At 63.6% G+C, this 19,086-nt stretch carries 20 protein-coding genes and 2 pseudogenes; 9 read left to right on the forward strand and 13 right to left on the reverse strand.

Annotated features, from left to right (window positions below):
* The first annotated feature begins 53 nt into the window (after positions 1–53).
* Together ACWEPL_RS04090 and ACWEPL_RS04095 are read left to right on the forward strand one after the other, a co-directional pair.
* A complete protein-coding gene (locus ACWEPL_RS04090; RefSeq protein ID WP_452435141.1) occupies positions 54–932 on the forward strand; it encodes a phosphorothioated DNA-binding restriction endonuclease in 879 nt (292 codons plus the stop codon).
* A gap of 549 nt (positions 933–1,481) precedes the next feature.
* Positions 1,482–1,700, forward strand: coding sequence for an EF-hand domain-containing protein (locus ACWEPL_RS04095; RefSeq protein WP_363970484.1), 219 nt, complete (start codon positions 1,482–1,484; stop codon positions 1,698–1,700).
* Between the two features lie 114 nt (positions 1,701–1,814).
* On the opposite strand, the gene ACWEPL_RS04100 is transcribed toward ACWEPL_RS04095, so the two are convergent.
* The 4 genes from ACWEPL_RS04100 to ACWEPL_RS04115 form a co-directional block, all read right to left on the reverse strand.
* Positions 1,815–2,408, reverse strand: coding sequence for a hypothetical protein (locus ACWEPL_RS04100; protein WP_452435142.1), 594 nt, complete (start codon positions 2,406–2,408; stop codon positions 1,815–1,817).
* Between the two features lie 954 nt (positions 2,409–3,362).
* Positions 3,363–3,971 carry a peptide chain release factor H gene (gene prfH, locus ACWEPL_RS04105; RefSeq protein ID WP_452435143.1) on the reverse strand — a complete coding sequence of 203 codons (609 nt, stop codon included), beginning with the start codon at positions 3,969–3,971 and terminating at the stop codon, positions 3,363–3,365.
* Complete coding sequence (locus tag ACWEPL_RS04110) at positions 3,968–5,155, reverse strand: RNA ligase RtcB family protein (protein WP_452435144.1); 1,188 nt, start codon at positions 5,153–5,155, stop codon at positions 3,968–3,970. Before ACWEPL_RS04110 ends, prfH begins: the two co-directional genes overlap by 4 nt.
* Before the next feature lie 442 nt (positions 5,156–5,597).
* Positions 5,598–5,768 (reverse strand): isochorismatase family protein, encoded by a 171-nt coding sequence (locus tag ACWEPL_RS04115; RefSeq protein ID WP_452435145.1) that lies wholly within the window; start codon positions 5,766–5,768, stop codon positions 5,598–5,600.
* A 149-nt stretch (positions 5,769–5,917) separates the two neighbouring features.
* Between ACWEPL_RS04115 and ACWEPL_RS04120 the strand changes: the two genes are divergently transcribed.
* From ACWEPL_RS04120 to ACWEPL_RS04130, 3 genes and pseudogenes are all read left to right on the forward strand, one after another.
* A complete protein-coding gene (locus ACWEPL_RS04120) occupies positions 5,918–6,154 on the forward strand; it encodes an MFS transporter (RefSeq protein ID WP_363970496.1) in 237 nt (78 codons plus the stop codon).
* Positions 6,155–6,342: 188 nt separating this feature from the next.
* Positions 6,343–6,510, forward strand: a pseudogene (locus ACWEPL_RS04125) (winged helix-turn-helix domain-containing protein); the annotation flags it as partial.
* A gap of 109 nt (positions 6,511–6,619) precedes the next feature.
* On the forward strand, positions 6,620–6,760 hold the full coding sequence (locus tag ACWEPL_RS04130) for a hypothetical protein (RefSeq protein ID WP_452435146.1): 141 nt from the start codon (positions 6,620–6,622) through the stop codon (positions 6,758–6,760).
* A gap of 86 nt (positions 6,761–6,846) precedes the next feature.
* Here the strand turns inward: ACWEPL_RS04130 and ACWEPL_RS04135 are convergent, their stop codons facing one another.
* The 5 genes from ACWEPL_RS04135 to ACWEPL_RS04155 all read right to left on the reverse strand — a co-directional run bounded on the left by ACWEPL_RS04135 (position 6,847) and on the right by ACWEPL_RS04155 (position 9,345).
* Entirely contained in the window at positions 6,847–7,386 is a 540-nt protein-coding gene (locus ACWEPL_RS04135; RefSeq protein WP_452435147.1) for an RDD family protein, read from the reverse strand.
* A 220-nt stretch (positions 7,387–7,606) separates the two neighbouring features.
* Entirely contained in the window at positions 7,607–7,810 is a 204-nt protein-coding gene (locus ACWEPL_RS04140; protein ID WP_452435148.1) for a hypothetical protein, read from the reverse strand.
* On the reverse strand, positions 7,807–7,971 hold the full coding sequence (locus tag ACWEPL_RS04145) for a hypothetical protein (protein WP_452435149.1): 165 nt from the start codon (positions 7,969–7,971) through the stop codon (positions 7,807–7,809). The genes ACWEPL_RS04140 and ACWEPL_RS04145 overlap by 4 nt, the downstream gene beginning before the upstream one ends.
* 15 nt (positions 7,972–7,986) lie before the next feature.
* Complete coding sequence (locus ACWEPL_RS04150) at positions 7,987–8,343, reverse strand: TetR/AcrR family transcriptional regulator (protein WP_452435150.1); 357 nt, start codon at positions 8,341–8,343, stop codon at positions 7,987–7,989.
* A 312-nt stretch (positions 8,344–8,655) separates the two neighbouring features.
* Positions 8,656–9,345 carry a maleylpyruvate isomerase N-terminal domain-containing protein gene (locus ACWEPL_RS04155; RefSeq protein WP_452435151.1) on the reverse strand — a complete coding sequence of 230 codons (690 nt, stop codon included), beginning with the start codon at positions 9,343–9,345 and terminating at the stop codon, positions 8,656–8,658.
* Positions 9,346–9,471: 126 nt separating this feature from the next.
* Between ACWEPL_RS04155 and ACWEPL_RS04160 the strand changes: the two genes are divergently transcribed.
* The gene (locus tag ACWEPL_RS04160; RefSeq protein ID WP_452435152.1) at positions 9,472–10,155 is read left to right on the forward strand and encodes a winged helix-turn-helix transcriptional regulator; all 684 of its coding nucleotides are present in this window, start codon (positions 9,472–9,474) and stop codon (positions 10,153–10,155) included.
* Between the two features lie 155 nt (positions 10,156–10,310).
* On the opposite strand, the gene ACWEPL_RS04165 is transcribed toward ACWEPL_RS04160, so the two are convergent.
* From ACWEPL_RS04165 to ACWEPL_RS04175, 3 genes are all read right to left on the reverse strand, one after another.
* Positions 10,311–11,555, reverse strand: coding sequence for a GNAT family N-acetyltransferase (locus tag ACWEPL_RS04165; RefSeq protein ID WP_452435153.1), 1,245 nt, complete (start codon positions 11,553–11,555; stop codon positions 10,311–10,313).
* A gap of 12 nt (positions 11,556–11,567) precedes the next feature.
* Positions 11,568–11,903, reverse strand: a complete 336-nt coding sequence (locus ACWEPL_RS04170; protein WP_363970509.1) for an ArsR/SmtB family transcription factor — start codon at positions 11,901–11,903, stop codon at positions 11,568–11,570.
* Between the two features lie 1,386 nt (positions 11,904–13,289).
* On the reverse strand, positions 13,290–14,240 hold the full coding sequence (locus ACWEPL_RS04175; protein ID WP_452435154.1) for a ParA family protein: 951 nt from the start codon (positions 14,238–14,240) through the stop codon (positions 13,290–13,292).
* A 149-nt stretch (positions 14,241–14,389) separates the two neighbouring features.
* Between ACWEPL_RS04175 and ACWEPL_RS04180 the strand changes: the two genes are divergently transcribed.
* The 3 genes and pseudogenes from ACWEPL_RS04180 (at position 14,390) to ACWEPL_RS04190 (ending at position 17,331) form a co-directional block, all read left to right on the forward strand.
* Positions 14,390–14,560, forward strand: coding sequence for a hypothetical protein (locus ACWEPL_RS04180; protein WP_452435155.1), 171 nt, complete (start codon positions 14,390–14,392; stop codon positions 14,558–14,560).
* A 60-nt stretch (positions 14,561–14,620) separates the two neighbouring features.
* Positions 14,621–15,226: pseudogene (locus tag ACWEPL_RS04185) on the forward strand (transposase family protein).
* A 185-nt stretch (positions 15,227–15,411) separates the two neighbouring features.
* Positions 15,412–17,331, forward strand: a complete 1,920-nt coding sequence (locus ACWEPL_RS04190) for a hypothetical protein (protein ID WP_452435156.1) — start codon at positions 15,412–15,414, stop codon at positions 17,329–17,331.
* 582 nt (positions 17,332–17,913) lie between these two features.
* Here ACWEPL_RS04190 and ACWEPL_RS04195 read toward each other — a convergent pair.
* Complete coding sequence (locus tag ACWEPL_RS04195; RefSeq protein WP_452435157.1) at positions 17,914–18,714, reverse strand: phosphoadenosine phosphosulfate reductase; 801 nt, start codon at positions 18,712–18,714, stop codon at positions 17,914–17,916.
* Positions 18,715–19,086: the final 372 nt, after the last annotated feature.

Here is a 19,086-nt window from a genome sequence, read left to right on the forward strand (position 1 = left end):
AGGGCGCGGCCGGCCACCGCGACAGGCGGACAATCGCTCTACACTGGCCGATCGTGGACTGGATCGAGCGGGTCGCTGAGATCCGGCGCTGGACCAGAGGCGGCGAGCGCGCACCGCACAAGCCGCTCCTCCTCCTGTACGCCTTGGGCCATTTCCAACGGCACGGCAACCGGCCCATCACGTTCAGCGCCGCCGAGGCCGAGCTCAAGAAACTGCTCAAGGAGTACGGCCCGCCCCGCGACACCAGCCCCGGCTACCCCTTCCACCATCTGACGAACGACGGCCTCTGGCTGGTCGACACCCGCCACGGCCCGGGCTCCCCGGGCCCTGAGCTGGGCCGCCTTCGCGACAGCCAGGCCGCCGGCCGCCTCCACCCCGACCTGGCCCGCGCCCTGTCGGAGGAGCCCGGCCTGCTGGGGCGAATCGCCCGCCACCTCCTGGACGCCAACTTCGCCCCATCCCTGCATCCGGACCTGTGCCTGCTGACCGGCCTCGACCTGGAATCCGGCGAGGAGCTCCGGACACCGCCCGTCGCACGCCGCGACCCGGGCTTCCGCGACCGGGTGCTCATGGCGTACGAGTACTGCTGCGCGTTCTGCTCCTACGACGGCTGGCTGGACGGCGCGGCGGTGGGACTGGACGCGGCACACGTACGCTGGTGGGCCTTCGACGGACCCGACGACCTGACCAACGGGCTGTGCCTGTGCGCCATCCACCACAAACTGTTCGACAAGGGCGTCCTCGGCCTGACCATCGACCGCACCATCGCCGTCTCCGCCAGGTTCGTGGGCCGGTCACAGGCATCCCGCGACCTGGTCCTCTCCCTGTCCGGCCACCCCGCCCGAAGCCCTCAGCCCGGCCTGGACGCGGTGGAGCCTGACCACATCAGCTGGCACAGCCGCCAGGTCTTCCGCACCCCAGCCCGCGGCTGACGCCACCCTGGTCTTCATGCGCAGGCACACGGCATGACGAAGCCACCGAACCCGACAGCCACCGGAGCATCAAGATCCTGCCCCACTCGTCCGGCGCCATAGACGGTTCCCCTTCATCCAGCGCGGACCCAACACGCGCCCGCGCTCCCTGGCGGCCTTTCCTCCGGGTCGCGGCCGCCGGGTGCGCGCTTGATCCCGGGCAGCAGCAGGCACGTCACGGGGGCCTCCGAGCCTCGTCCACGCACACGCCGTTGTCGAGCACCCCACACCCCGCGACCTGCACCCGCAGCCCAGCGTCCGCAACGCCGTGATCCGCTCCCCCTGGCTGCCCATCCACGGTCACCCGGTCACCTCGGCACGTCCGATCTACGCCGGTTCGTGCGAGCAGACGGTAGCGATCAGCTCGATCGACTTCCTGCCGTCGCGGATCCGAAACAGGGCGCCACGACCGGCGCTTTCGCCCCGTCATTCCTCGCGTGAGGGCACAAGCTCGTGCTTCGATGTTGCTTTGCCGGCACATCGAATGAATCGCACGATGAGAGGTCACCCATGCCAGATCTCAACGACCCGACCGCCACGTTCCAGGAGTTCGACCGTGACGGGGACGGATACATCACGCGCGAGGAGTTCACGCTCGCCATGAACGCGCGCGGCGAGCAGGTCACCACCACCGAGCTCGACTCGATCTTCAAGGTCTCGGACGAGCACGACGGGGACGTGGACGGACGCATTTCGTTGGCGGAGTTCCTGGTGGCCTGGAACAAGTGACGACCCGCTCGCCGACCCTGAACGATCAGGATTCGAATCTGCGGCCCCCGCTTTGGGAGAGCTCGAGCCGTACGGAGGCAGGGGTTACGTCGTTTCCATGACTCCGGCTCTCAGTTACGGGGCGATGTAGTGGTTCATGAACCGGTGTATTTGCACAGGCATACGGATCTCGACGGCGTGGGGGAGAATCATCGCGCTCTTGAACGTGTGCGCTGAGGAGGGATAGCTGAAGTGGCGGCCGCAGGGGTGCGCGGCGGCGGTTTTCACGTGCCACACACTCGCGCGCAGGGATAGCGAGTCGACTAGCCACAGTTGGTAGTCGTCGCGGTGTTCGGCCAGGTGGGTGATGTAGTGAGTGAGTACGGTATGCGCGACCGCCTCGGCCGTGTCGGCCAGGATGATTCCCTGGGAGTGCTCGCTGGGAGCGGGGTGCCAGCCTTTGGCGTGCAGGTCGGTGTATTCGATGAGATAGGTGTATTCATCGGCAGCGTCGGCCACATCCGGCCTGCCGAGTTGTTCGGCCGCCTGAGCCGATAGTCGAGCCCAGTCAGCGATGCCGGCGTACAGCACCGCCTGCTGGTTGATTTGCGGAGCGTTTTCGCGCGCGGCGCTCTCATCCAGGCGCGGCATGTTGAGCAGGGCCGCCACCTGGTAAAGCCGGCGGAGAGGAACCAGGCGGTCCCACGCGTCGGTGAGATCGTGCGTCACGGCCTTCAGTGTGGGGGGTCGTCAAACGAACGGTCAGGAGAAGACCAAAAGATCTTCCATGGCGCCTTCCAAGAAGTCCTACCAGGATGATTTTGTTGTACTTTGATCTCTCGCCGGAGCCGAGCGAGAGGGAGCGCGGGTGGCGAAGCTGAAGCCGTGGGAAGTCAGCGACGAGCTGTGGGCGTGATCGAGCCGCTGTTGCCCCAGCGTCAGCGGCGCTTCCGCCATCCGGGACGCAAGCGACTACATGACCGCCTGGCGTTACAGGACATCTTCTTCGTCCTGCAACCGGCATCGCCTGGGAGCACCTGCCACAAGAGCTGGGCTACGGCTCGGGCATGACCTGCTGGTGACGCCTGGCCGAGTGGACGCCTCCGGCGTCTGGCAGCACCTGCACGAGGTGATGCCGGACTGCCTGCGCCCGGCGGACGCGCTCGACCTCTCTTGGGCCGCAGCGGACTCTACCCAGATCAGGGCGGCAGCCCGGCCCGTCCCCGGTCGATCGCGGACGGGCCAGCAGCAAGCACCACCTGATCACCGACACCATCCTCACCGGTCCCAACCGCAACGACTTCACCCGGCTCATCCCGCTCCTGCAGGCCATCCCGGAAGTACGCGGCAAGCGCGGCCGTCCGCGCCAGCGCCCCCGACGCCGTCCTCGCCGGCCTGGGCTCCGACCACGACAAGTATCGGCGTGGTGCGCGAACTACAGATACGCCTACTGATCGCCCGCCACGACACCGCACATGGCTCCGGCCTGGGCAAACACCGCTACATGTCGAGCAGACCTACGCCTTGCTGCACGCCTTCCGACACGGGAGAGCTCGTCAAGGGCAGCACTGCACGCTTTTGCCCCACCGACCTCATGTCGACTGATGCGATCCTCCTTTCACGGTGGGCGTGATCGGGGTGGATTGTCGCCGGCGCCTCTGGGGCCAGCTTCTGTTCCGACGTTTACGGGCGTTCGATGCGGCTGGGGTTGCCGCGTACGAGCTCATCATGGATGCGCCAGCGGGCGGTGGTGACGGCGCGTCCTGCCGCCTCGTCGCCGTGCTCGATGCGCTGTCGCAGCAGCCGCACGGCGATGCGCCGGTTGAGGCTGAACTGCCGCTCGGTGTCGACCACGACGACGATCCCCGTGGGCCGGTGGGTCGCCCGTACGGCCGTGCTGGCCTTGTTCCGATGCTGACCGCCGGGGCCGCCGGTGCGGCAGGCGACGATGTCGACGTCCGTTTCCGCGAACGTCGTGCGCGGGGTATCGACCTGGCACGGCTCGGCGATGACGTACCAGTTCTTCCGGCCGGTGCTGGCCCGGTACGGGCTGGGGGCCTGCCAGCACAGAGTTCCGGTCCACGAAGCGGCGAACGCCTCGGCGCCGTCACCTGCGATCCGGACGAGAACCGATCGATAGGTGCCGGGCCGATCACCGGGAACAGTCTGGGCCCGATGGGTCTCCAGACCCTGCCGGGTGGCGTCAGTTTCCATGCGGTGCAGCAGCTGCGCCAACGCCCAGGCACACTCCTGCGGGCCGCGCCCGGCCGACAGCAGCAGGTGGACGCTCACGGCCGCCCCCGCTTGCGGCGCTGCTCCCGATGGTCCCTCTGGGGCGCCGACCCGAGGTCGGGCGTCTTGTAGGTGACCAGAGGGATCGTGGTGGCCACGGGCGTGGCCAGGTCATGGTCGACGAGGTCGGCGATCACTTGCTCAATGCGCTTGTAGGCCGTCGGCGCCTCCTCGAAGAGCAGTTGCCGATCGCCGCACACCACCAACGACCCCATCGGCGTACGGCGCAGCTCCTCGACCGTGTGCTTGGCCCGCCCCCGGCGCAGAGCGTCCGCACGCGACATCTTGCGGCCCGCGCCGTGCGCCACGGAATGGCCGGCGTCCGGCCCGGCGTGACCGGCCACCAGGTAGGACGGGGTGCCTCGCGTACCGGCGATGAGCACGTCGCGGCCGTCACCCGGCGCCGCCCCCTTGCGGTGCAGGTAGATCCCGTCGCGGACCTCGACGAGGTTGTGGCACTGGTCGACGATCGGCTCGGTGGGCTCGAACCCCAGAGCATGGGCGACCCGGGCGGCCAGCAGCCGCCGATTGAGCGATCCCCAGCGTACGGCGTCGTCATGCATCGCCAGATAGGCGCCGGGATCTGGGGCGGGGCCCGCACCATGGACCTCGGTGTGCGCCCGCAGGATCCGTTCGCCCAGCCCACGGGAACCACTGTGGACGATGAGAACCAGGTCACCGGCGGCGAGTTCGAGCCGGCTCGCGTGGTCCGGCTCGAAAACGGTCCCGATGCGCGCCAGCTCGACGAAGTGGTTCCCCCTGCCGACCGTCCCGAGACCCTCGACGTACCCAGCGGGAATATCACCCTTCACCACGGCCCAGGCCGGGTCGTCGGCATCCTGCTCAGGGTTCAGCGCGCGATCGAGATCGGGAAACCGGGCGGCAAGCTTCTCGGGTATGGCCCGCTTGAGCTTGACGGGGAACACGGCGATGCCACAACCGATGTCGGAGCCCACCAGGAACGGGTACAGGATGGTCGATGCCATGGCGGCGCCGATGGGGGCGCCCTTGCCTGGATGCAGGTCAGGCATGGCGGCGACATGCATCATCCCGTCGAGGGCGGCCACCTGATGGCACTGCGCGACGGCATCGGACTCGATCCAGCTCGTGGGGGAGGCGAACACGGTGACGCTGGCCGACGTGGCCGCCGGCAGGAACTCGTGCCGGGAGTGTTGTTGAGACAAAGACGCTCTCTTCGCTGAACAGGGCATGGGCGGGCGGCATCACGGCGCGAGTCGGCGCCGTGGCATCTCGAAATAACGGGGGATGTCCGTCAGAGCATCATGGACACCACGTTTCCCTGAGCCCGCCACCAGAGGCAAGCGATTTTCGGCCGTACGGGACAGCGCATATGACGGCGCTGTGGCTTGGTCGTGTTCGGTCAGGCGCGGCGACGCCTGGTCCGGGAGCGGCGCCGTCGCGCGGCAGGGACGTTCACGTCCCGCCTCCGTCGCGGCTTCGCGCGTCGAGTGCTGTCGACTGGTTTTGCTGATGACTGGCAGCAGCGTTTGGCAGGTGGGACCTGTCCCACGACACCGGACCTTGAGCTCTTGTCATCGAAGGCTGAGCGGTCAAGTATGCCGTCCCATCGCGGGCATGGCTCAGATCTTCAATGCTGACGGCCGGTCACAGGCGGGCGGTCCACTCTCGGCCTGTGAGGACGTCAGCACCTCTGGCCGGGAAGACGCGGTTGATCAGGAAATCGTGCACGTCCGGTTCCCCGTCGGCGCAGGCGTCGCTGAGCACGGTCACGTGGTAGTCGCGGTCGGAGGCGTCGTAGAGGGTAGCGGCGATCATCGCCCCGGTCGCGACACGCTCAAAGGCGAAAGAACCACCTATAGCGTTCAGGCGATTACTGATATGGATGGCGGTGCTGGCCGTCGCCTACTTCGTGGAGGGGTTCGGCATCGCGGTGTCGGGCTCACATCACGCTGCGGCAGATCGCCGTGCCCGCCGCCGTGGTCGGGCGCGCCGACGCCGCCTACCGCACGCTGTCGTTCGGCGTACTCCCGCTTGGAGCCATGGCCGGCGGCCTGCTGGGCGATCTGATCGGCCTGCGCCCGGCCCTGCTGGTGGGAGGCATCGGGCTTGCGCTGGCACCGGTGTGGGTGCTGCTGTCGCCCGTACGCCATCTGCGCACTGCTGAGGACGCCCGTCCTCGCCAGGCCGAGGTCAGCGTCTGAATGCGTGGTCAGCGGCGCCCCGCGAAGACCAAGACCGCTCCAAGCCCTGGAGCGCTGTGCTTGGGGCCCATCCCCGCGTGTGCAGGGAGCACAGCGGAGCCGACCGTGGTAGCTCCTGCCGGGGGTCCGTCTTGCTCGGTTAGGGAGCCCCATGAGTTAAGGCAAAACTCAGCCCGCGTACGGCCACGCTGGCCAATGACTTCCGCCAGCGGATCGCGACGCGGAAGTACCCACCGGGCGCGATGATCCCGTCGGAGGCGACTCTGATGGCCGAGTTCGGCGTGCCCCGTGAGACGGTACGCCAAGCGCTCGCGGAGCTCGAACGCGAGGGCCTGGTCGTCAGCCAAATGGGCCGAGGCCGCAGGGTCCAGGGGGAGGCGACCCCGGTGGATCGAGGACGAGGAGTATGCACAGGCTGTGGATGCCTGTGGCTTCGATATCGCCGAGTGGCCTGGCCTTCACACGATGCGCCGCATTCGCGAGGTCGCCATGACCACGTGGCTCATGCAAAACGTGGACCACAGTCCCGACATCCGCGCCGAATTCGACCGCCGCATGGCATCGCTGCGGCATGACGACTTGCCGCGCGTCTGGCGCCCCTTCTAGGAGGGTGTTTTGTGAGGATTTGATGCCTGTGTTTCGGTAGGGATTTTCGATCAATAGTCCTCAGCACCGGCACATGACGCGGAGGGCTACTGTGACGGTACGACTCGAGTGGCCACCACCACGTCGTGCAAAGCGGCCCTGTCGCGGCGCACCAGCAGCAGCGCGATCGAGATCCCGGCCAAAGCGTACGCGGCAACCAGAAGGGGCATGGCGATGATTACTTCGTGGCCGCCTGCCAGCCGAGACACGGCCATATGAGCGCACTGCCACGGGAGCAACTTCACGACATTGCGTACTACGATCCGTACCGCACCGGGCCGCTTCCCCCTCGTAGTGGCCACAACAAGCCCTGCTCGTCGCTTGCCCCACGTGGCCTGGTGCCGTCCTGCCTCGCCGATGGTCAGATACGCTCCGACAGGCAGCACGCTCAGCACAGTGATCAGCAGATCAATGCTCACCATGCCGAGCCCATCGAACGGCCGTACTCCCGCGAGGTACAGCGGGACGAACACCACGGCCAGCAGGGCCAGCCAGGCGACGATCACCAGATAATCCCAGCCGGCCGCCACCAGCCTGGGACGTAATGCCGCCCGACCAGCCTGCGACTTCCTCAACTCGTTCAGCACGCGCTGCCTCCTCGACCAGCACAATGATTCCACCTGGGTTCGTTACGTTCGCGATAGCAGTCGATACAACGCCCCGGCGCCGATCGTGAACCCGGCTACCGAAATCCCAACCGAAACACGTGTATCAACGCCTCAAACCCTCGCAAAACACCCCTAAGGGCCATCCGGCTCTGATGGCCCGCATCGGCGATGGCGGGCGCCCGATGCGGAGCCCCCACGGCTACACGGCGATGGCGGTCTCCGAGCGCGCGCGGGCTAGTCGGGTCTCGGCGTAGCGTACGGGCGGATCGTTCTGGTACTCACGAACTCCCGTACGGAGCGCCTGGTGCGAGCCGATCGGAGATCGGCCACCGTGGTCACCACTTCGCGTGCCGCCGAGCGGGGTGTGGGCAATGTGGTTGGTGTAGTTCGACAGCGTCTTCATCCCCACCCCAGGACGACGTCGAGCACCTGGCGGCGGGTGTAGCCGGCTGCCAGGAACGTCTCGATCCCGGCGTCGTCCACCCAGCCTCGCTGGGCGACGATGAGCTGGGTCAACCGGCGTACCGCCTCCAGTCCGGCTCCTGCAGCGGTTTGCCCGTGCACAGGTTTTCCACCACCTCAGCGGGCACCCGCGCCTTGAGCGCAAGCGTGAAGTGCGCGGCCACGCAGTACTCGCACCCGTTCTCCACACTCGCGGTATGACCAGGCAACCCCCAGCGGGCATGCTGCACCGGTGCAGCGGGCAGCCACCAACTGCTCGAAGAAGCCGGTGATGGCGGGCAGGCCGCGGCCGTCGGCGGCCAGGGCGTCGAACACCGGCCGTGAGCGCCGCTCCAGGTAACGTCGCAGAGCGGCCACGTGCAATCGTTGCTTGCCGCCGAACGTCGCGTACAGGCTGGAGCGGCTCAGCCCGGTCGCCTGCATCACCTCGGCGATGCCGGCGGTATCCGCGCCGCGCTGCCGAAACAGGCACACCACTTCCTCCTATCTTGGATCGTTCGTTCCAAGTTGGCCCCGATGGTGGGGGCGTGCCCCGGAGCCGACATGACCGATATTCCTGGTCGGCAGTGCGGCGAACGGGCTACGGCGGGCTGATGACAGTGAGCATGCGGGCGAGTTTCCACGGCCGACGGCCCCAGGCGACGAGCTTTCCCTCGACAAGCGGCTTCCCTATTCCTTGCCGGCCGATGAACAGCAGCATGAGAGCCGCGGGGTCGGCAGACAGGTGGGCGTCAACGTCGCGTGCGCTCCCCGCGTCGAGTGTCAACGAACCGCGGTCGAAGACCATCAACGTGCGCCCGCCTCCACGCAGGCGCAGTCGAAGCGGGCTCGGAAGGATCGAGCCTTCTCCCGGCTCAACAAGGCCGTGGGCGGTAGAGCCGCAATGAGCGGAAGCACGCCGCCCTCGACCGCGAGCAGGGCGTGGTGACGCTGTATCGGCCACGAGCGCCCAGTGGCCGCGGCGATGTCATGGCCATGAATCAAACATTCCTCGAGCAGGTGACACGCCACCGCCGAAGGCGACAGGCGGGCACCTTGCAGCCAATCAACGGTGGCCGCTCGCGAACGCGACGCGACGTCGTCGAACTCGTTTGCCAGCGTGCCGATGCGATCTGCGAGTACGGCTGGGTCCCGTTCGCCGTCCTGGGCCAGCATCGTCGCGTTGGCCTCGGCCATTCCCGCCGCCGTCACCGTGGCCTGCGGGACCGGCCTTCCGGCGACGGCGTCGGTGTCGAAGCGAAAGACATGAGCCAGGTGAGCCGCGACATCGCCCACCGTCCAGGCACCGACCGAATCGGCGTTGGCGTCCGGGATGCCCCGCACAAGTTCGACGAGGCTGGGAACAACGTCCCGCAATGCCGTACGCGCCTGGGTCATGGTGTCGGAGGGGCCGCTGTGCGTCGCAGCCGGGACCGTGCCGGCGCCTTCCTGGGCGTCAGGGTCTGGGCCCCGCCTGGAGGATGGGGTGTCGGTCATCGTTTCATTCCTGTGGCGTGAGTGCTGGTGGCGGTGGCCGTCCCATGGCCCGGACGGGGTGACCACACCCCTGCCGGCGCTGTGCTGGATATTGTCAGGCGGACTTGAGAATGTAAAGTGCTTGCCATGAGTCGGAGCTATGGCCAGTACTGCGGTCTCGCCCGGGCGCTCGATGTCGTGGGCGACCGGTGGAATCTGCTCATCGTCCGCCAGCTCCTCATCGCTCCCGCCCGCTACCGCGATCTGCTCGAGGGGCTCGGCGGCGTGGCCACGAACCTGCTCACCGACCGTCTTCGCGACCTGGAGAGCGCCGCAGTGGTCGAGCGGCGACTCGCCGAGGAGGGCAACGCCATCGTGTACGCACTCACCCCATGGGGCGCCGAGCTGCGGGAGCCGGTTGAGGGCCTCATCCGCTGGTCCACGCCGCTCATGGCGCGCGGACCCGGCGGCGACAGCTTCCACATCGAATGGCTCACCGTCGCCCTCCGCGCCTTGCTCGCCGGCAGGGCCGCCGCACATGAGGCATCGACGGTGGGGATCGCGGTCGACGGCCAGTTGCTCCAGGTGCGGGCGACGCGCTCGGGCATAGAGGTGACCTTGCATGATGGCGGCGATCTCGATGCCTTCGTGCGCGCTGACGCCCCGATCATTCTCGGGCTGGCAGCAGGTGCGCTCACCCTCGACGACACCTCTGGGCTCGTCGACATCGAAGGCGATGAAGCTGCGGTACGAGCCCTCTTCAACTCCCGGCGGGCCATGCCGGAGGGCCCACTCGCCGATGACCTCTCGCACCTTAACGGCGCAGGGTGAACCTCTCGCTGAGCCTCGCTGTCACACTCGTTTGCAGCTGGTGACATGTCCGTTCATCGGCACCCGAACGCCTGACGCAGCGCTGTCATTTCTGACCGGCATTTCTCGCGCATACCGGCCCTCAGCGCTGTTCGAACTCACCGAAGTAATCACACCTACCTAGACCGTCCGCCACCGCCTACCAGTGAGCTACGGCGCTCCACCGTCAACACGTCCCGCCAGACGCCGTGATGGCAGCCGATGCGCTCATGCGTGCCCAACACGCGGAAGCCGACCGCCTGATGCAGGGCCAGGCTCGCGGTGTTCTCGCCGAAGATTCCGGACTGGATCGTCCACACTCCGGCGTCCTCACTCGCCGCGATGAACGCCTCCAGCAGCGCCCGTCCGACGCCCCGCGCCTGGCAGCCAGGGTGAACGTACACGCTGTGCTCCACCACACCCGCGTACACCGGCCTGGCCGACACCTGTGAAGCGGCTACCCAGCCCAGCACCTGACCGGTCGCGGTGTCAGCGGCCACGTAACGCAGGCGCGGCACCTTGGCCGCGGTGAAGCCCTCCCAACTCGGCGCCGTGGTCTCGAAGCTGGCCTGCCCGGTGTCCAGCCCGGCCTGGTAGATGGCCAGCACCTGCTCGGCGTCGTCTTCCCGCATCGGCCTGATCTCCACCCCGGGACCCGCCGCGGGCTTGACGGCCTGGACGATCGCCGAGTGGACACCATCGCCGTGGCCAGCGGTCAACGTGATGCGGATGCCCGCGAACCCGGCCGCCGCCAGCAGCTCGCGGTACTCGCTCGCCGGCAGCGCCCCGGCCACGCACCCGATCCGCTGCTCGGCAGCCAGGCGACGGGCCGGGTCAACGTCGCCGTCGACCACCACGTCGCTCACCCCGAACCGACCGCCCGGCCGCAACACCCGGAACGCCTCCGCCAGCACCGCCGCCTTGTCGTCGGACAGGTTGATCACACAGTTGGAGATGACCACGTCCACCGACCGATCCGGCAGCGGCACCCCTTCGATGCCGCCCTGCAAGAACTCGACGTTGCCCACCCCCGCCTGCTCGGCGTTGCGGCGAGCCAGCGCCAGCATGTCCGGACTGGCGTCCAGCCCATACGCCTTGCCGGACGGACCAACCCGCCTTGCCGACAGCAGCACGTCGATGCCGCCACCTGAGCCGAGATCCAGCACGGTTTCGCCCGGACACAGATCGGCAACCGCAACGGGATTGCCGCAGCCCAGGCTGGCCCGCACCGCACCCTCGGGCAGGGCACTGGTGTCGTCATAGCCGGCGGCGCCGAAACAGCCCTCCTCGAAGGCATCCGGCCCGCAGTCGGCGACGACCTGGCCGTCGGTCGCGGCCCGGGCCAGAGCGGAGTAGTGATCGATGATCTCGTCATTCGCCATGACAACGCTCCTTCACTCACAGGTGGGCGCGCCTGGGGCGGGGTTGCCCATGACCACGTCGGCGGCGGTCGGGAAGCAGCTCACGCAGTTCTCGTTGATCCGGTACAGGCTGGAGGTGCCCTGCTTCTCGACCAGCACGAACCGCACCTCGGCCAGGATCTTCAGGTGATGTGAAACGGTGGACTGCCCCACCCCTGAAGCTGTCACGATCTCGCCCACGCTCATCGGCTTCCGCTGCCGGGCCAGCAGCGACACGATCTGGATCCGCGTGGCGTCGGCCAGGGCCTTGAACCAGCTCGCGTACTCCTCGGCCTCCGCCCTCGGCAGAGGTCCCTTCTCTTCGTTCATCGTTAATCGACGATAGACGATAAACAGGCGACGGGAAAGACCGCGAGTCGGTGATCCACACAGGCCAAGGGTGCGAGCCCTTCGATGGCTGGCCGCTACTCTCTGTGCGGCGGTAGCTATTCGTCGATCGTGACTCGTGGCAAGCTGATGCCCTCATGCGCACGCAGCCACCTGCGAAAGTTCGGGCTCAAGCGTGCCAGCACCGTCACAGGTTTGGGATAGATCCAGGCGAGAGGGTACTCCTGCCGCTGTCGGCTCCACCATCGGAGACGTCGGGCCTGCTTGCCCTTGATATGGCGGGTCTCCCATACACGTCCTGCATTGTCGACGACCAGCGTCCAGCGGATCCAGCAGGACCATCCCCGCGTGCGCGAGAGCACTCTCGCTGACCTGCGTGGTTAGCGGCGAAAGAGGCCGTTCTGAAGCACTTTTGCGGAATCGGACATTGCGGACTCCCGTGAGGATTAGCGAGAGGGCGATGATCGCGAGTGGGTGGTGAAGGGGCTCAGCAAGAGTGTTGCATGCCGTCAGTCGTGCGCACGTATTTGGCACGATCACCCGCAAGCGATCACCCACAGCCGTACGCCACCGGACACATCAAAAAGCCCCTGACTCGCGTTTCCACTGGTCAGAGGCGCTTTGCTGCTGGTCGAACCTGGTGCCCCCGGCAGGATTCGAACCTGCGGCACCCGCTTTAGGAGAGTGGGAGCGAATCCGCCCGCCAAGGTAGGTTGAGCTGGGCAAATAGCCTCCGCGGAGTGTCAACCGCACAAGATCATCCCGCGCATATCCCCGGGCCCGATGACGAGATCATCCACGTCATCTGGTGCTTAGCCCAGGTCGGAACGCAGGTACCCGGCCCGAGTGCCAAGAGCTGCCTATGGCCGCGAGCGTACAAGGGCGAGCATAAACGCGTGGCTTCATGTTGGAGCAACGCCTACATAATAATGATATCGCACATCACGGAAATGCCTCACTCCCGCCAGTCATCGCCGCGAATAGCCTGGGACCGAAGCCGATAGCCGATGGTTGACTCAATTATTCTGTCCTTAATCGCATCCACATTGTCCGCACGCGGCACCGGTAGGTCAAAAGCGGCAGCCAGTTTTTGGAGTCCGGCCTTATTTATGCTGAGGCTGTCCAGATAGGCGCGCCCCTGCTCTCTGCTTGACATATCTGCCAGAGCGGTCCGAATCTCATCTGGGTCGAATATGGCGGCTCCTCTTGTGGATGTGGGTCGACCGCGCTGGGGTCGACGCTCAATAGCCAATCTAGCGCGACCGGCTATCAAGTCATCAAGATCGTCCGGGGATAGGCCCTTCAGCAATCTCACAACCTGCTGAAGAATGATTGAGGCGCGTGCATTTTCATCGTTCATGCGGACGCTCACACATGTAGGCGCTGAGTGAATTCGCTAACAAACGCTTCGAGTTCCGAAACGATGCGCTGAGCTGTGCCCGTACCGTGGTTCAGAACCACGGGAACGCCTCCTATGGGGGCATCTGCGAACAGTGTCTTATTCTCCCTCAAGGAGCTCGTAAATACCGGAACGCCCAATCGTACCGTTTGATCGATGAATGGTCGCTGTGCGGCAATTGGCTGGCCGCCATAGATCTGAATCATCGTGAATACAACGCCGAGAATCGAGGGGCCGATCTCGGTGGTGGTGCCTTTGCCGGTATCCAACAGCGCGTACTCGTTATAGTCGCTAACGAGCTCCCGCAGGCTGCGCTGCAAGTAATCTATCCCCATCGTGGACAGATAATCAGCCTTAGCTGGGATTAGTACGTGGCTGCTCGCTACTATCGCGGTTTTGGTGACGACGTTGAAGTTTGGTGGACAGTCAATAAGAATGACGTCATAGTCTTCGAACTCTGGCTCCGCCAGACCTTCTGCCAGTCGTCTGTACACCTTGAGATAATTCAGCTTTGATTGATTGAGCGTAGCTCCACCAAGTTCAGTCGCCAGTTCTAGATCGACGTTGATCAGACCGAGATGAGACGGTATAATCCTCAGTTGCCCTGCTCGCCGTATGCCCGACAGGCGCGCGGTCACAGTGGCTGGTGCAAGCGTTAACGACGACAAGCTCAGCGGAGTTCCCGAGCGGAAAGAGTCGTACCATCCCTTAATGGTGCGCTCGGGTGCAAGTTCTCGCTGCCAATAGTCTGGCTTGACGAATGAGAACGTGAGACTTGCTTGGGGGTCCAGGTCGATGAGTAGGACCTTGTGTCCTCTATATGCTAGTTCCGCCCCCAAGTTAGCAGTCAGGGTGGTTTTGCCTACTCCGCCCTTGTAGTTAATCACAGACACGACATTCACCACGGCCTCCAGATCCACTCGGCGTGCATCCGGCCATTCTGGCAAGTCGCCGATGTGTTGTCCACGAAATCTCAGAGTCCTATTCGACCTTGAGCGTCTTGACTTATAGGTCGGCTTGCGAGTGGGTTTATGGTTAACCATAATGTCTGATGTACCACCGTTCGAGCATGACTTCGGTCGCTTGCAGCGCCTGCCGGCGGGCCGGCGGGATCAACCGCTGCGCTATAGAGGGAAATATGCTGATGCAGGTAAGTGAAACAGTGAACCTTTTTAAGCTGCACGGTGAGTGCCCTGGTCACAGCATGATCGCGATGCCGGTCTTCGGCAAGGTGACGTGAGGGAACTCCTGGTAGACGGGTTGATCATCACAATCCACGCCGTGCCACAAGGAGCTTCAGGTGCTGATCTATCGTGCCGCCGTCGATTTGTCCCATCAAACCCTAAACTACGTCGCCGGGGCGATCTGGTACCACCGCAAGACGATGCGGTCGTTCTGATGGCGGCTCAACCCGCCAGCAGGCCCTGCTAGTGCCGGTCTACCTACGCAAAGGCGAGACCTATGCCGAGACTGGATGCCGCCGACCGCCCCTACTACTCTCGGCAAGCACCGGCTACACGGCATGAAGATCCGGGTTATCGCCACCCCGGGACGGCACCACCCTGTGGACCTCCGGAGCTCTGCCCGGCAAAGCCCATGATCTCAGAGCTGCCCGCATCTGGGGCAACATGGGCGCCTTGGAGTAGGCGGGCATGGTCACCCCTGGCCGACAAAGGCACACAAGGGAGCCGATTCTCACCCCGCACAAAGGGCAAGGACAAGCCCGAGTCCCAGAAACGGGCCAACCGCGCCCAGCGCAAAGCTCCGCGGACCCGGTGAACCCGCGAACGTCCCAACTGAAGAGCTGGAAGATCCTCCAGAAGCTCTGCGGCGGCCCGTCAAGGCCGGCCACTTGTGCAAAGCCACCGTCGTCCTTCGGAACCATCGCGTCACCCAGGCCGCATGAGGCTGAAAATAGGTTCTCTGTAGACATATCGGCCGCCTGTCTATGAAAGTAGCCTAAAATGGCCTAAACCGTGCATAGGTGGTGCCATGTATGACACTCCCAGGTATCTGCCCTACCATGATCTGGCAAACTGCGATATTCTCCACGAATGGCCCTTGTGGCCCTTGTGGGCTAATGGAGGAAGCATGAATGAAACTTACAATCTCCTGAATCCGGAATCTCTGACAGAAAACTATGTTCGTCAACTACGGCAGACAATCGACGCATATCTTCCTCAGTATGTCTTCATAGGGGAAGTTCTTCAAAATGCGCTGGACGCAGTCCGAGAAGCTCAACAAGGAAAGCATAACATTCATATCACCATTGATCTAGACAGATCGGAGGTGTGCATACAGGATGACGCAATGGGATTCCCAAATGAGCCGAGCCTTCTCTTCCTCGGTGGAGGGAAAAAGGATGGCAAAAAACTTGCTGGCCAGGTTGGGGTAGGCCTTAAGGTTGTTCTCTTTAGCTCGGAGTACTTCAGCATACGATCGAAAACCGCTACGGATGCATTCAGGTTCGAGATCAATGACGCGTATCGCTTCGATTCCGAAGACGCCGTACGCCCCAGCTTTACAGTGCCGAAGCAGTTCGAGCCCGATCCTGACCCTCTAGTCGGAACTGGAACTGAGGTTAAGTATCGATTCGATGGAGCGTCGAGAGTCCTCTCGAATTATCTTAAGCAAGTAGAAGAGGAGGCGCTTCCCAGAGGGCTTAAGTCGGAATTTACCGCTACACTGGCGAACGCCGTGCAGAGCGGGATCTATCCAACCAGATTTGCCGCTCTTCTCGCCTGCGACTTGAAGAGATTTTCTTACCTCGCCATGACAGAGGTTCCGGATGCTCTCAAGGACACGACGGTCACTCTAACAATAGTGTGTCAAGATCCCCAGGTGGCCGTGGGCAACGTACTGGCTGAGCTCTTCGACGACAAGCATGAGTTTACTTTTCAGGTGCCAGTCGGATATCTAGGGATGGGAGAGACCGTTGCTTGGGCGAAGCCCCCCAAGCCAGCTCCCTATGCTCAGAAGCTCGGGGCTGGAGGTGCTGATCTCTTCAAGGTTCAAAATGGGTTCAATGTTATAGAATATCGCAGTGAGAGTGATCTGGAGCAACTTCTAACCAACGCTCGCGGCAAGCTTCCTGACGAGATCGAGTCGTTCAGGAGAAACCTTTTCCCAAGGATCAATTTCGTTCGTCTAACGATTGGGCGGATACCTCATCTCGAACGCTATCTTCCAGGCGGAAGCCGGCGAATATTCAGCGCAAATGGGGTCGTAACTCAGCACTCTCCTGATCTGACTAAAGGGCGTAATCAGCAATACGTCAGGTGTTTCGACATCGTGGTCGACGTAGATGCAGAGCTTAATTACGGAAAAACTCATCTCAAAAACATGCGCCTCGTAGGTCAACTTAAAAGTTTTGTTAATGAGGCGTATCGATCAGTCATTCAGAACGCCGCAGCACGCTTTGTGGGCAAGGCGGACCCATTTGAGGAAGAGGAGCGGTCGGTCTCATTCTGGACCAAGAAAGACCTCCTGCGCCCCGAACTTACTATCCGAAAGGTCCCAGGAGATGAGAACGATGTCATAGCGCTGTTTTTTGAACTGACAGGAATGGGCAAGTTCCCAGAGTTTCGCTGGTACGGGTTATCTCAACGGGATAAGTATGATGCGCGGGCGGTTGTGCAACGCGTGCTTGATGAGCCGGAGGTCCTTGAAAGGCCAACCGAGAATTCGCTCCGCGTCGTGGAATTCAAAATTCGAGCAGGGGCTATTACCGAGGACTTTGACCGCGAGGATAAATCGCCCAAAGATGTGAATCTCCTTATAGCGTACGAAGAAGGCGTGTCCAAATCGCCTCAATTTCAGTTCATCGATCTCGAGGACTCAGATACACGCGCACGCTTCCCTGAAAAGGAATTTCCGCATGTGACGCGAGTTCTCAAAGATATGCAATCTGGCTATGAGGTGCAGGTCCTTCTGCTTAGGGATTGCCTAGAAGTGTTTTTCCCGCCACCGCCGCCTCCTGCGGCCCCGGAGGATGCAGTAGACGACTCCTGAGATCCGTAGTGTCACATGCCATCGCAGGAGCACCCATAGGCAAGTCACCGGGACGACCGCTTCTCCTTCGCCTCTGGACCACGGAGGCTCGGAACCGTGTTCCCGTGATTGAAAACTTGCTACTGCGGATGGATTCACTTTGCACGGCCAGGTCCCCTTCTCATAGGCCAGCTCCGCTGGCATTAGCCTGCAGCACTGTTTGGGCGTGCTGGAGGCCTGGCTTCGTGCAAAGATGCTTCCTATCGTGATCGTGCTGATAGCGGCGATGGTGAGGGCGAGATCTGGAGTGAGATAAGGCCCCTTGGTGAAACAGCGCTTCGTGTCAGTCCCAGTGTTCACCCCGTCGTCGACATCGGCTACCTTCGGGCGCGCTAAAGGATTCGTTACAGTGGTGCATCGGGACGCCTCGTAGCCCGCTACCGCTATCGAAAAGGCGGAGTACCAGCTATCTCGTCGCAGCCCGAGCTCTGACCAAGGTGCTCCGATCGGCGGTTGGCTCTGTTCCGCATCTGGCAGAGCTAACGACGGACCGGTGACGGAAGCTAAGTTTACGCCTCCCGTCCGATCCTTGTCCTCGTTGATTCAGGTCATGCACCAGCCAGAGTCGCAGGACCCATCCCCCTCGTCGAGGGTGCTGTCGGCCATGCTGTCTTCAGGGATTGCCTGCGCGAGTGGACGACCGTATCTCGTCAGATACACGGAATCCCGTCCAAGTGCAGCCCGGCGTTCGTTAATCGTCTCCTCAAGTTGCACCGAGATAGCGAATAGCTTGGGTTCGCGCTCGCGTTGGTGACGCCACGCGTCGACGGTGCGAAAGGGACAGAAGAAGCAGGAGCTCTTTGGCGGCACTGGCAGGCCAGCTTCCGTGATGATGTGCTCGCAGTCGCTCCTGCGCAGTCCAAGATCGAGGAGGGGATACTCAATGAGCTCGTAGAGCTCTCGTCGGCGCCGGTTGGCACGGTGGATCTCGTCGAGCGATATGCCGATACCCACCGCACCCGGATGCTCCGCGGTGGCTCCGTGCTCTCGGAGCCACCGCCCGATCACGCTTATCTTGAAGTCCGCCGTGCAGTTACGTCGGCCCGGAGCCCCGTTCGCCATACGCACTGGGATGGGAATCGATCGCGTGGCTGGCCGGTTCATGCGCTGCATGAGCGTCTCGGTGGTACCGTCGCGTCGGCGCCGCCTGAGCTCCTGGACTTCCAGTCCCGCTCGAACCGCGTATGGAATGGCCACCTTACGAACGTAGGCGAGCGTCGCCGGGTGTTCACTGTCGTCGCCCACGTTGGCGAAGAGGAAGGTCCGAAAGTCGATGTCTCTACGGGCCGCCAGCACGAGCATCGCTGTTGATTGCACGCCGCCCCCGTAGGAGACGACCTTCACCGAGGTCTGACTTGGTTGACCCAAAACAGCCCGGGGATCTGGGTCGGTGGGGCGGGCGCCATGGGCTCTGTGGAGGTCCTGAGTGATCGGCATGCGGGAGACACTATGGATCTCTTAAAGGGTCATCAAGTCTTTCTCTCGTAGAAGTTGGTGAACTGCAGGACCAGCTAGGGGCAGCGCCAGACAGCGTGAAGCGCCCCGGGTTCGGCCTCCATCAAAGTCGCGCGGTTCAGCGTGAGTCGTAGCCGTGGGCAGGCACTTGACTTAGAAGCCCTAGCAAAATGATCTAGGAATACTGGTGATCGCTCTCGGTTGATCATCGGGGTGAGGAAGGGCGAGCAGCTACCGTGGATCGTCTCGGATGAGCTGTGG

The sequence above is a fragment of the Nonomuraea sp. NPDC004186 genome, assembly GCF_053603495.1.

Coding starts and splice junctions, on each gene's coding strand:
- ACWEPL_RS04190 (WP_452435156.1), top strand. CDS start 15,412: ATGAATGAAACTTACAATCTCCTGAATCCGGAATCTCTGACAGAAAAC.
- ACWEPL_RS04180 (WP_452435155.1), top strand. CDS start 14,390: ATGACTTCGGTCGCTTGCAGCGCCTGCCGGCGGGCCGGCGGGATCAAC.
- ACWEPL_RS04165 (WP_452435153.1), bottom strand. CDS start 11,555: ATGGCGAATGACGAGATCATCGATCACTACTCCGCTCTGGCCCGGGCC.
- ACWEPL_RS04115 (WP_452435145.1), bottom strand. CDS start 5,768: ATGATCGCCGCTACCCTCTACGACGCCTCCGACCGCGACTACCACGTG.
- ACWEPL_RS04130 (WP_452435146.1), top strand. CDS start 6,620: ATGCGCCGCATTCGCGAGGTCGCCATGACCACGTGGCTCATGCAAAAC.
- ACWEPL_RS04095 (WP_363970484.1), top strand. CDS start 1,482: ATGCCAGATCTCAACGACCCGACCGCCACGTTCCAGGAGTTCGACCGT.
- ACWEPL_RS04160 (WP_452435152.1), top strand. CDS start 9,472: ATGAGTCGGAGCTATGGCCAGTACTGCGGTCTCGCCCGGGCGCTCGAT.
- ACWEPL_RS04170 (WP_363970509.1), bottom strand. CDS start 11,903: ATGAACGAAGAGAAGGGACCTCTGCCGAGGGCGGAGGCCGAGGAGTAC.
- ACWEPL_RS04140 (WP_452435148.1), bottom strand. CDS start 7,810: ATGAAGACGCTGTCGAACTACACCAACCACATTGCCCACACCCCGCTC.
- ACWEPL_RS04155 (WP_452435151.1), bottom strand. CDS start 9,345: ATGACCGACACCCCATCCTCCAGGCGGGGCCCAGACCCTGACGCCCAG.